Source organism: Acinetobacter chengduensis (assembly GCF_003664645.1).
GTDB lineage: Bacteria > Pseudomonadota > Gammaproteobacteria > Pseudomonadales > Moraxellaceae > Acinetobacter > Acinetobacter chengduensis.
In genome coordinates, this window is sequence record NZ_RCHC01000036.1 from 1 (window position 1) to 10,892 (window position 10,892).

At 35.6% G+C, this 10,892-nt stretch carries 10 protein-coding genes; 7 read left to right on the forward strand and 3 right to left on the reverse strand.

The window, feature by feature from the left end:
- Positions 1-247: 247 nt before the first annotated feature.
- The gene (locus tag D9K81_RS17430; protein WP_086197637.1) at positions 248-1,366 is read right to left on the reverse strand and encodes a Fic family protein; all 1,119 of its coding nucleotides are present in this window, start codon (positions 1,364-1,366) and stop codon (positions 248-250) included.
- A gap of 584 nt (positions 1,367-1,950) precedes the next feature.
- Here D9K81_RS17430 and D9K81_RS18360 point away from each other — a divergent pair.
- Complete coding sequence (locus D9K81_RS18360; protein WP_147433948.1) at positions 1,951-2,139, forward strand: hypothetical protein; 189 nt, start codon at positions 1,951-1,953, stop codon at positions 2,137-2,139.
- Positions 2,140-2,461: 322 nt separating this feature from the next.
- Positions 2,462-3,478, forward strand: a complete 1,017-nt coding sequence (locus D9K81_RS17435) for a replication initiation protein (protein WP_121523916.1) — start codon at positions 2,462-2,464, stop codon at positions 3,476-3,478.
- 61 nt (positions 3,479-3,539) lie between these two features.
- Here the strand turns inward: D9K81_RS17435 and D9K81_RS17440 are convergent, their stop codons facing one another.
- Positions 3,540-3,989: a hypothetical protein gene (locus D9K81_RS17440; RefSeq protein ID WP_121523918.1), complete on the reverse strand. Its 450-nt coding sequence runs from the start codon at positions 3,987-3,989 to the stop codon at positions 3,540-3,542.
- 378 nt (positions 3,990-4,367) lie between these two features.
- On the opposite strand from D9K81_RS17440, the gene D9K81_RS17445 reads away from it, so the two are divergent.
- The 5 genes from D9K81_RS17445 (at position 4,368) to D9K81_RS17465 (ending at position 10,451) form a co-directional block, all read left to right on the forward strand.
- Positions 4,368-5,660, forward strand: a complete 1,293-nt coding sequence (locus D9K81_RS17445) for a MobA/MobL family protein (RefSeq protein ID WP_121523920.1) — start codon at positions 4,368-4,370, stop codon at positions 5,658-5,660.
- A gap of 23 nt (positions 5,661-5,683) precedes the next feature.
- Entirely contained in the window at positions 5,684-6,826 is a 1,143-nt protein-coding gene (locus D9K81_RS17450) for a hypothetical protein (RefSeq protein ID WP_121523922.1), read from the forward strand.
- A gap of 54 nt (positions 6,827-6,880) precedes the next feature.
- Entirely contained in the window at positions 6,881-7,432 is a 552-nt protein-coding gene (locus D9K81_RS17455; RefSeq protein WP_121523924.1) for a plasmid replication DNA-binding protein, read from the forward strand.
- 603 nt (positions 7,433-8,035) lie between these two features.
- A complete protein-coding gene (msr(E), locus tag D9K81_RS17460) occupies positions 8,036-9,511 on the forward strand; it encodes an ABC-F type ribosomal protection protein Msr(E) (RefSeq protein WP_000052512.1) in 1,476 nt (491 codons plus the stop codon).
- 55 nt (positions 9,512-9,566) lie between these two features.
- On the forward strand, positions 9,567-10,451 hold the full coding sequence (locus D9K81_RS17465; protein WP_000155092.1) for an Mph(E) family macrolide 2'-phosphotransferase: 885 nt from the start codon (positions 9,567-9,569) through the stop codon (positions 10,449-10,451).
- A 189-nt stretch (positions 10,452-10,640) separates the two neighbouring features.
- Here D9K81_RS17465 and D9K81_RS17470 read toward each other — a convergent pair.
- A partial coding sequence (locus D9K81_RS17470) for a helix-turn-helix domain-containing protein (protein ID WP_235831057.1) occupies positions 10,641-10,892 on the reverse strand: 252 nt, incomplete at its 5' end.

The following is a 10,892-nucleotide window of genomic DNA, read 5'->3' on the forward strand; positions in this document are numbered from 1 at the left end:
CCTGCGGATAAACCTGGGACAGTTTTTAATCATCTTTGTAAGCATTTACTTACGTCAATTCAGGTCCTTTGCTGCTATTCGGAATACTAGAATATTCATATGATTAATTCGTCAGGAACAGGAAGTTCCTTAGAATTAAAAAATGAGCACCAGGATGGCGCTATATAAGATACGTAAGAGTACAGAGACCGAATGTTCCAATAAAAAACCCCAGCAGGATGCTGGGGTTTTTTATTACTTAGAATATCTATAACTGAGTATTGATCTGATAGCGTGTATTACGTCCACCACCTTCTAATTTGACGATACATTTTTTCTCAAGTAAATCTGATAAATGGCGAGTAGCTGTTGCTTTACTGACTTTAGCAACCTTTTGATATTGTGACGCACTGATACCATGTTCAAAGCCATTCTCGCCACCGTCTAATAAACGATTTAGGACTTTGCGTTGTTCTTCACTCAGGGCTAAATTTGAATACTTATGCCAAAATTGACTTTTAAATAATGTTCGATTGATCTGTGCTAAGGTTTTTTCAAGGCTATCATTCAATGTATCTAGAAACCAAACTAGCCAATCTGTGATATCAGAATCATTTTTTTGAGTTTGTTCTAATATCTCATAGTAACTTTTACGTTTATTTAATATCGCAGTAGACATTGCATACAAACGGATACTCTGTTCATCCATTTGAGCTAAAGCAAGGTCTGTAAGGGTACGTGTAATACGTCCATTACCATCATCAAAAGGATGTAGGGTAACAAACCATAAATGGGTAATGCCTGCACGTAACAGAGGATCAAGCAATGAATCATTCAGACTTTGATTAAACCACGCTATGAATGTATTTAAGCGTTCTTCTAAGCCTTCTCTTGGCGGTGCTTCAAAATGTACTTTTGGATAATCCAATCGACCTGAAACGACCTGCATAGGCTCTGATCCCCGAAGTTGACCAATGCGTAAACGTTGCATTGTCCAATCCGGATCATTGAAAAGCCAACGATGCCATTGCATGAGACGCTCAACAGTCAGTGGTTGCTTAACATCGTTAAGTGCATCTAGCATGATATTGGCTAAGCCTTCTGATCGATCTGAGCTTGGATAAGGCTGTTCAAGCGTAACACCCAAGCGTTGAGCTAGAGATGATCGCAATGAAAAAACATTGATGGTTTCATTTTCAATTGCTGATGAAGCAACAAGATTGGCCAGAAGAGTATCTAGAGTGAATTGTTCTTTTGCTAAATCATGCTGACTTTGTCCAAGAAGAATCCCTATTTTTTGATGTATCTGTCTGGTTTTAGGCAAGATAATTGAATCTTGCCATGTGAAATTTGTCCAGTTTTGTATTTGCCAAATCCATTCCTGCATTTTCAATCTTTCTCTGAAAATCTAAGATGAGTTGAATATAGCATATATTCGACTCAAGTAATGAGCCGAATATATTGGTTAATTAGCTCATCTATTTATCTAGGATACTGGGAGCAGTCTAATAAAATGGCTACTTAACATAAAATCTCTTATACGAAATTTGACTGTAAGCCCCAAATAAAAATGTCCATCTGAAAGTTCACTTGAAAAATAGGCTCTTATTTGCTCCCAATTCAACGATAGAACACTTATTGGTAACAGACATCATAAAAACATGAAATGATGGATAGAGCGTAAATAAGCGCAAAATAGAGCTATGTTTTACATTAACGTGAAATATAACCATCAAATAAACATGAAAAAGAAAATTTCTAATCAATCATAAAATTCAAAAAATAATGCTTAATTTTAAGAAAATTTAAACAATAACAGTTATTTATAGAGCGAGTGTCTACGAGCGAACTGATGAAATACGATTTTCGGCATGCTTTTTCTCTGATTACAAGCTTCCATCAGCTTCACAATGAAAGTAACAGAGCATCCCGAAGGGTGCGAACTTCTAAGTTTTTGCTTTTAAAAATGCCATGAGCGAAGCGAATGCCATAATTTCTTTTTTCTTTTGGTTATCAGGTACAGCAGTTATAAAAATCGCCCCCGATGCTGTGAGCGTAAGCGAACAGCAATATAGTACGAGGCTTGCCGAGTACCAAGGGCGATTTTCTTTTTCTATTTTTAATCTTTTTAAAAGCTTTTATAAAGCTTTACAGCTTTAAAAAGCTTTAAAAAAGCTTTACAGGGTAGCTATAGCGCTTGTAAACAGGGGCTTACAGCCTAATAAGTGGGGGTGGATTGTTAGGTTAGTGGGGGTGGATTGTTAGGTTAGTGGCTTTAAGTGGGGGTGGATTGTTAGGTTAGTGGGGGTGGATTGTTAGGTTAGTGGGGGTGGATTGTTAGGTTAGTGGGGGTGGATTGTTAGGTTAGTGGGGGTGGATTGTTAGGTTAGTTAGGCTAAAACTCAATCATCTTGACTTATCAAGTGGTGGTGATATTATCAATACAACCCCCACTTAAAAACTATAAACTTGAGAGTTTTCAATGCCTGCGTTAAAGAAGAAAATAATTAGCTTTGACGATGCTGATAAGAATTATTTTCCGTTATCAGCTCCAGATAAGCGTTATCCAGCAGAGTTAGCTGTTTTTCAAAATATTTTTTGGCAACTCAAGCATGAAAAGGCTCCTAAAGACGATGTTCTAAAAATTTTATTTTTATTTAGCCCAAAAGTACGTTTAGCTGAAGATCCACATGAAGGTATGGAATTTTGCATCACAGCAAAGGAATACGCTGAGTTAACAGGTTTAAAAGTTGATAGTACATACACAATATTAAACCGGGTTGTAGATGCCCTTTATGATCATAGTGTGGTCTTTTACCATTCTGAAAAAGATAGAGATATTAGAACTAGATTAATCAATTCATGCTCATATAAAGATGGTTGTTTTTATATATCATTTACACATTTTGCTCTTTACATCATGTATGTATTTAATCAGCAAAATTCATTCACAAAGTTTAAAGTAAAGTCAGCAATATCTCTAAGTGGACACGGTTTAAAACTTTATCCGTTTCTCATACAAAATGAGTTTCGCTATAATTTTGATGTTCAATTGAAAGAGCTAAAACTTGCTCTTGGACTCAATGGAGATTCATATCCAGAATATCGTGATTTTAAAACTACTATTCTCAAACCTCATATTGATTCTATCAATCAAAAAACTGAATTAACTGTTGAGTTTAAGGCCGTGAAAAAAGAAGGGCGAAAGGCAAGTCATGTTAATTTCACTGTGACAAAAAAACGAACAGTCAAAGCAGAAGAACCAAAGAAAAAAGTACCAGATGAACCACAAAATGAACAACCAAAAATTACAGCAACAATGGTCTATAAAGAAATTATTAAAAAACCTGAACTACTACCACGTTTTCAAGAATCAGGTGAAGCAATAAATGAGATGATTGATCGAATAAAAAATGATTTTAAAAATGGTAATCAAGAGCGATGGATTAATAAGCTTCAAGAATTTGGAATAGCTTTTGAAGAACCTGTACCATTTTAATGATAAGAAAATTTGAGTACAGCTTTAACAAAATATTTTGTTAAAGCTGTACTCAGAAAAATCACATCTTATTTTTTAGCTTTTCTCTACGTGCATCATCATTATGTAAGTACAGTGCTTCTTTTAAATTATCAGAACCTTTGAAAATTTTATTCTGTTCACGCTTTGGAGCAGATGTTAGAATTTTTGTCAGTAACTCAATAAAATATGTTTGTTCCTGCTGATTCAAAACTTTATCGCTACTATCAAAAATTTGATTAATTATAGAATCAGCAATACCAAATTTTTGAGCATCTACAATTCTTTTTTCTGCTGGTGTCAGATCTGGAAGTATATCTTTAAATTTTTCGATTGCTTCACTTGCTAGTTTTTGAATATCAGCAAGAGATTTTTGAGCATCTTTTAACTGTTCTTTTGACAATTTACGACTTTCAATTTTACTGATTAATTCACTAACTTGCTTAGCATATTCTTTGCTGTCAAAAATTGGAGTCTTATCTTGTTCATTCATGTTTATATTCTCATAAATAAAAATATCTAATCATCACAATATAAAAAAAACAAGGGCAAATTATCGCTTTTAAATTATTGAAGTGTGAGAGCCGATTGCCGTTAAACTTTTTCCATGACATTCCAGATTCTTATAGTCCAGCGCAAGCGTAGACTATGAGAATGTAGGAATGACATAGGAAAAAGCGCACTTTAACCCAAATTGAACATTACGCTTCGCTTCATATTCAATTTGAGTCGTGCGCCCCCTCCCAAGCTAGGGCAGGAGGGGACTTTTAAACCGTTATCATGAGAAAATAATTTATTGCACTTTGCACAATAATTATTTTCATGTAACGTCTTAAAAGTAGAAAAGCAAAACCGGCAGCGAGGCACAGATATGTCAGATAAAATTGTAATTCGCAATCAATATTCTCACAGAGTTTCGACTGTCAAAAAATCAAATGGTCACAGCATATTAAGAATAATTGCATATATTAATGCACGAAAATTGCTAAATAATTTAACAGGGAATGAGCATAATTTTTCAAAAAAATCTGGTGTTATTGAGACAGGTTTTTTTATGCCGCATGGCATTAAAACGAATATGTCAGAAGAACAATTTTATAATCATATTGAGAATAATAGCCACGCTTCGACAAACATTATTGCATATAGTTCTATTGCAGCTTTACCGCCTGAACTCCCACCAGAAGAACAAGTTAAAATTGTTGAAGAATTTTGCAATATGTTCACAGATCAATACGGAACTTCGATCAGTTTTGCGATACACGAAGCAGATAATTTGAAGCATAAAAAGGCACGTTTAGAAGAAATTGAAAAGTATAATTTGCCAGAAGATGATGAAGATTTAAGACTACAAATACAAAATAATCACGTTCATTTTGTGATTCCGTATTGCAAAATTGAACCAATGACTGACCAAGATTTTAACGCAAAGCGCAAGAAAAAATCTTTTGGTGATACGTTTAAAATTGGCAATCAGGTTAAAGATTTTAACCCAATCAAATATGGCTCAGAGATTAAAAAAGATAAGCCCGATTTAATGAATCTTGAGCAAAACTTTTTGCAATTTATGCGAGAAAAATTTTGTGTGAGTATTAATAATTCACTAGAAAAAAATAATCGAATTGAGCGTTATACACATAAGTCATATAAAGACTTGGGCTTGCAAATTTCAGCAACCGTTCACGAAGGCGAAATGGTAAAAAGCCGTGTTGCTCAAGGCAAAAAGATGGACGTTCACGAATACAACAAACAGCAAAAATTAAAGCAACAAACAGAATCGGACTATCTAAATTTTATCAATGTGCCATTGCCTAAAGAGCTTGCATACAAAATTTTAAATGGTGAAAAACTTGCTGAAAAAGAGTTGCTAGATAGCTTAAAACCGCAACCCAAATCAGAACTTGAGCAAGCTCAAGACTTGCTTGATCAGATCAATAACGCACATCAGCTAATAGATAACAAACTTGCAGATCACGAGTATGAACCGCTCGATTTACGAGAAAAATTAGATCGTTTGAAAGAATCTACTTCCCCAGGTGCAACACCAACGGAACCCGAAACACTCAGTCAGAAATTGGAACGCTTGAAACAGAAGCAAGCTGAACAGCCAAAGCCGAAGGCAGAACCTAAAGATGACAACGACAACGATTATTCACCGTTTTAAAATTATTCAATGGGAGCAGTCACATGACTGACAACAGCGAAATTATTGATTTACTGACAGCAATCGTCAGCACAATTGAAAATCAAGACAAACAAGCTCAAACAGCAAAATTAGAGTTACTGGAGCAATTGAAAGTCATTGCTTCAAAGACAGATACAGTCAGTACAAACTTTCCGAAGCTAATTGAGACACTGTCCAATTTTGACAGTAAGATTGCATCAAGTTTTGATGATATTCAAAACGTCAGCAAGCAATTAAATAGTGTTGTTCAGCAAATTTCAGTTGCTCAAAAAGCACTTGAAGCAGTGAAGTTACAAGCATCAAATCTAAATATTGAACAGACAGCAGCACATATTAAAAATGCAGATGTACATGCTCGACAGCTCACAGAACATTTAGAAAATAATGGTCAGCGCTATCAAAATAATATGCGTGCTGCGACCAACATCGCAATTCAGCAAGTCGAAATTTTAAAAAATCAAGTGAGTACAATTTCAGACAGTTTTTCGGACATTGTCTCGAATCGAATTTCAGAAGAAATTATTAACCAAGTGTCATCGAAACTTACTCAACAAATTTCAGATCAATTGAAATCTGAAATAGAAGTAAGTGCGAAAGATACCGCTGAAAAGCTTGCTAGCTCTACATTTAATAAATTAGATTCTACTTTTAATAAAGCAGAACAACGGTTGAAAGAAAACTCCACTGCTTTTCATAATCAAATTATCACAACATATAATGCTGATCTTAAAACAGTGAAAGAGATCAGCACTGAATTACAGGCGACAGCACAAAGATCCGCTGAACTATACCAACAGCGTGAAAAAGCATATCAAGATCATGTTTTAGAAGAAAAGAAGGAACTGAAGTTAAGCTTTCTAAAAAAATTAGCTATCGGCTGGGCAATAGTTACTATCACAGGTCTAACTTTCGGCCTTCTGAGCCAAACAATGGTCGAATCTGGAATCGAGAAAGCATTAAATTACAGAATGATAGAAGCTAGGCTTAAAGGTCTTGGTCTGCAAATGTTATCGCCAGATCTATGCAAAAATTACATTCCTAAACAACCTTTTTCGCAGATCCCGGCAATCCAAACTTGTTTCCAGTTTAGAAATTCCCAGAAGATTCAAACTCAATATGGTGAATTACACGTAATTTATAAATGAAAAAATCAGCTATGATGAATCATTATTCATAGCTATAAAACCAATCAAATAACAATGCCTAAATTTACCGTTGCTGAGTTAGCTAAAAAGTATGGAATTGCTCGTACATCAATCTATGATCGTATGAAGAATGGTTCTATCAGTTATGAAATTGATGCTAAGAATCGAAAAGTCATTGATTTTAGTGAAATGCAACGTGTTTACGGCACACCTGACAGTAAGGCTTACAGTCAGCCTGACAGTACGCAAACTGACAGCACTACAATAGAACTGTACAAGCAACTAATCGAAGAATTACGGCACGATAAGTCAGTTTCTGAAGAACGTGAAAGACGTATGTACAAAGAGATTGAGCAACTTAAAGATAAAATTGACAATCTAACATTAGCACTTGGCTATACACCTAAAAATATTCAGCCTGACAGTCAGGCTTACAGTACAAATGAACAAATCCGTACAACTACAGACTTACAAGAAACTGTACAACCAGAACAAGTTACCCCAATAGAAAATAAACCTATTCAGCAAACATCTACGATAACACCAGAACCTAAAAAACGCGGTCTATTTGGTCGAGTACTGAAAGCAGTTTTGAATGATGATTAATGCTTGATTGTTCACCTGGGCTTATTAAAACCGTGGAACATTGATCAAATATTAGGCGTGGAACGTGAAAAATCATAAAAAAAGCCCAAACGGGCTCGATTGGGCTATAAACTTTAAAATAAGTGTATGAATTTAAAGGTTAATTATAACACGTTTCGTATAAGGTGTATTATGTTAATTTTAGAAAATCTTCACTACTATTATTTTAAAATAAGCCTTATATCCAAGCATAAAACAAGGTTGTCTAGACTTCTTTTAACAGTAAAGTTATCATAAAACTGAATTTTATTTTTTAGGTAAGTTTATGCATTCTATCCGCATTCGTTAAGACACAACTATTTGCATAGTGACACTATTTTATAATGGTGGGCTTTTGTTGTGTCTTTAAGAATATATGCGGATATATAAAGTAAAAGTATGCTTAATTTATAAGTATGCTTTTAGTGCATAGTTTCCAGTTATAACTTAATTGACTAGCTATTTGTCCACCCTGTGGATGAATAGCTTTTTTTTTGGGAGGACACTGTGATGCTAGCTTTTGTTTTCACCTAAATCCTGTTTGCTGCATAAAAAATTTCAAGAGCTAAACAGGAGTAAATAAAAATGAGTTTAATTATTAAAGCGAGAAACATACGCTTGGATTATGCTGGGCGTGATGTTTTGGATATTGATGAATTGGAAATTCACTCTTATGACCGTATTGGTCTTGTGGGTGATAACGGAGCAGGAAAGAGTAGTTTACTCAAAGTACTTAATGGCGAAATTGTTTTAGCCGAAGCGACATTACAGCGTTTTGGTGATTTTGCACATATCAGCCAACTGGGCGGAATCGAAATAGAAACGGTCGAAGACCGGGCAATGTTATCTCGCCTTGGTGTTTCCAATGTACAAAACGACACAATGAGTGGCGGAGAGGAAACTCGTGCAAAAATTGCTGCCGCATTTTCCCAACAAGTACATGGCATTCTAGCGGATGAACCAACCAGCCACCTTGATCTCAATGGAATAGATCTACTTATTGGTCAACTTAAAGCATTTGATGGAGCATTACTTGTTATCAGTCATGACCGATATTTTCTTGATATGGTTGTAGACAAGATATGGGAGTTAAAAGACGGTAAAATTACGGAATATTGGGGTGGTTACTCGGATTACTTGCGTCAAAAAGAAGAAGAGCGACAACACCAAGCCGTAGAATATGAGCTGATGATGAAGGAACGGGAGCGATTAGAATCTGCTGTGCAAGAAAAACGCCAGCAAGCTAATCGATTAGACAATAAGAAAAAAGGAGAAAAATCCAAAAACTCTACCGAAAGTGCTGGACGACTTGGGCATGCAAAAATGACTGGCACCAAGCAAAGAAAACTGTATCAGGCAGCTAAGAGTATGGAAAAGCGTTTGGCTGCATTAGAAGATATTCAAGCACCAGAGCATTTGCGTTCTATTCGTTTTCGTCAAAGTTCAGCCCTAGAACTGCACAATAAGTTCCCGATTACGGCAGATGGTCTGAGCTTAAAATTTGGTAGCCGTACTATCTTTGATGACGCTAACTTTATAATACCGCTTGGCGCTAAAGTCGCTATAACTGGATCGAATGGAACAGGGAAAACGTCCTTGTTAAAAATGATATCAGAACGTGCTGATGGATTAACCATATCTCCAAAAGCTGAAATTGGCTACTTTACACAAACAGGATATAAATTTAACACGCATAAATCTGTGCTCTCCTTTATGCAGGAAGAGTGCGAGTACACAGTTGCGGAAATTCGTGCAGTATTGGCTTCAATGGGGATCGGAGCGAATGATATTCAAAAAAACTTATCCGACTTATCGGGAGGTGAAATCATCAAACTGCTTTTATCCAAAATGCTTTTAGGAAAATATAATATTTTGCTTATGGATGAACCAGGAAACTATCTTGACCTAAAAAGTATTGCCGCATTAGAAACAATGATGAAGTCCTATGCAGGAACTATTATCTTCGTATCTCATGACAAGCAATTGGTCGATAATATTGCTGACATTATCTACGAGATCAAAGACCACAAAATCATCAAGACTTTTGAGAGAGATTGTTAATGATAGCCAATCTAATCCGAACATTAATTATTGAACTCTTTAAAGGAAATTAAAAATGACAATTCAAGATATTCAATCACTTGCTGAAGCACACGGCTTGTTGCTTACGGACAAAATGAATTTCAATGAAATGGGCATTGATTTTAAGGTCGTTTTTGCTCTTGATACAAAGGGGCAACAATGGTTGCTGCGTATTCCTCGTCGTGATGGCATGAGGGAACAAATCAAGAAAGAAAAACGCATTTTAGAATTGGTAAAAAAACATCTTTCTGTAGAGGTTCCTGATTGGAGAATTTCATCTACAGAATTAGTGGCTTATCCCATACTTAAAGATAATCCTGTTTTAAATTTGGATGCTGAAACCTATGAAATAATTTGGAATATGGACAAAGATAGCCCGAAATACATAACATCTTTGGCAAAAACCTTATTTGAAATCCATAGTATTCCTGAAAAAGAAGTTCGGGAAAATGATTTGAAAATTATGAAACCTTCAGATTTAAGACCTGAAATAGCAAACAATTTGCAGTTAGTAAAATCTGAAATTGGTATAAGTGAGCAATTGGAAACCCGCTACAGAAAATGGTTGGATAATGATGTTCTATGGGCAGATTTCACCCAATTTATACATGGCGATTTATATGCTGGGCATGTACTAGCTTCAAAGGATGGAGCTGTTTCAGGCGTTATTGATTGGTCAACAGCCCATATAGATGACCCAGCGATTGATTTTGCTGGGCATGTAACTTTGTTTGGAGAAGAAAGCCTCAAAACTCTAATCATCGAGTATGAAAAACTAGGGGGTAAAGTTTGGAATAAACTATATGAACAGACTTTAGAAAGAGCAGCGGCCTCTCCTTTGATGTATGGTTTATTTGCCTTAGAAACTCAAAATGAAAGCCTTATCGTTGGAGCAAAAGCTCAGTTGGGAGTTATATAATTTAAAAATATGATTGCTGAGAACTGCCTTGTTTTGAAACTTGGTTGGCTTTAATTAGTTTTTAGTATTCTTTATAGAAAATGCCTCGATCAAGGGGCATTTCTAACAATCATTTAACATAAAATTTCTTATGTGAAGTAACCTGAATGCAGCGGTGCCCCATTGGGGGCGCGTTGAGATAAGCCTCTTTTAGATAACTTTAGCAACTCGATAGACAGTTGCAACTCCACAATTCACTGCTTTGGCAATTTCTTCCTTAGTCATATTGCCAACTACTAGCAATTCTTTTATTCGTTTATGTTTAGCCTCATTTGCCTTCTTGCCTGTTGGTTTGTAACCCGAACGTGCCAGGCCCTGCTTAATACGTTCTATACGTTTCTCATTGTCTAGGCGGGCCATTGTTGCCAGAAGATCAATCAACATATTGTTGATGAGTTCCAA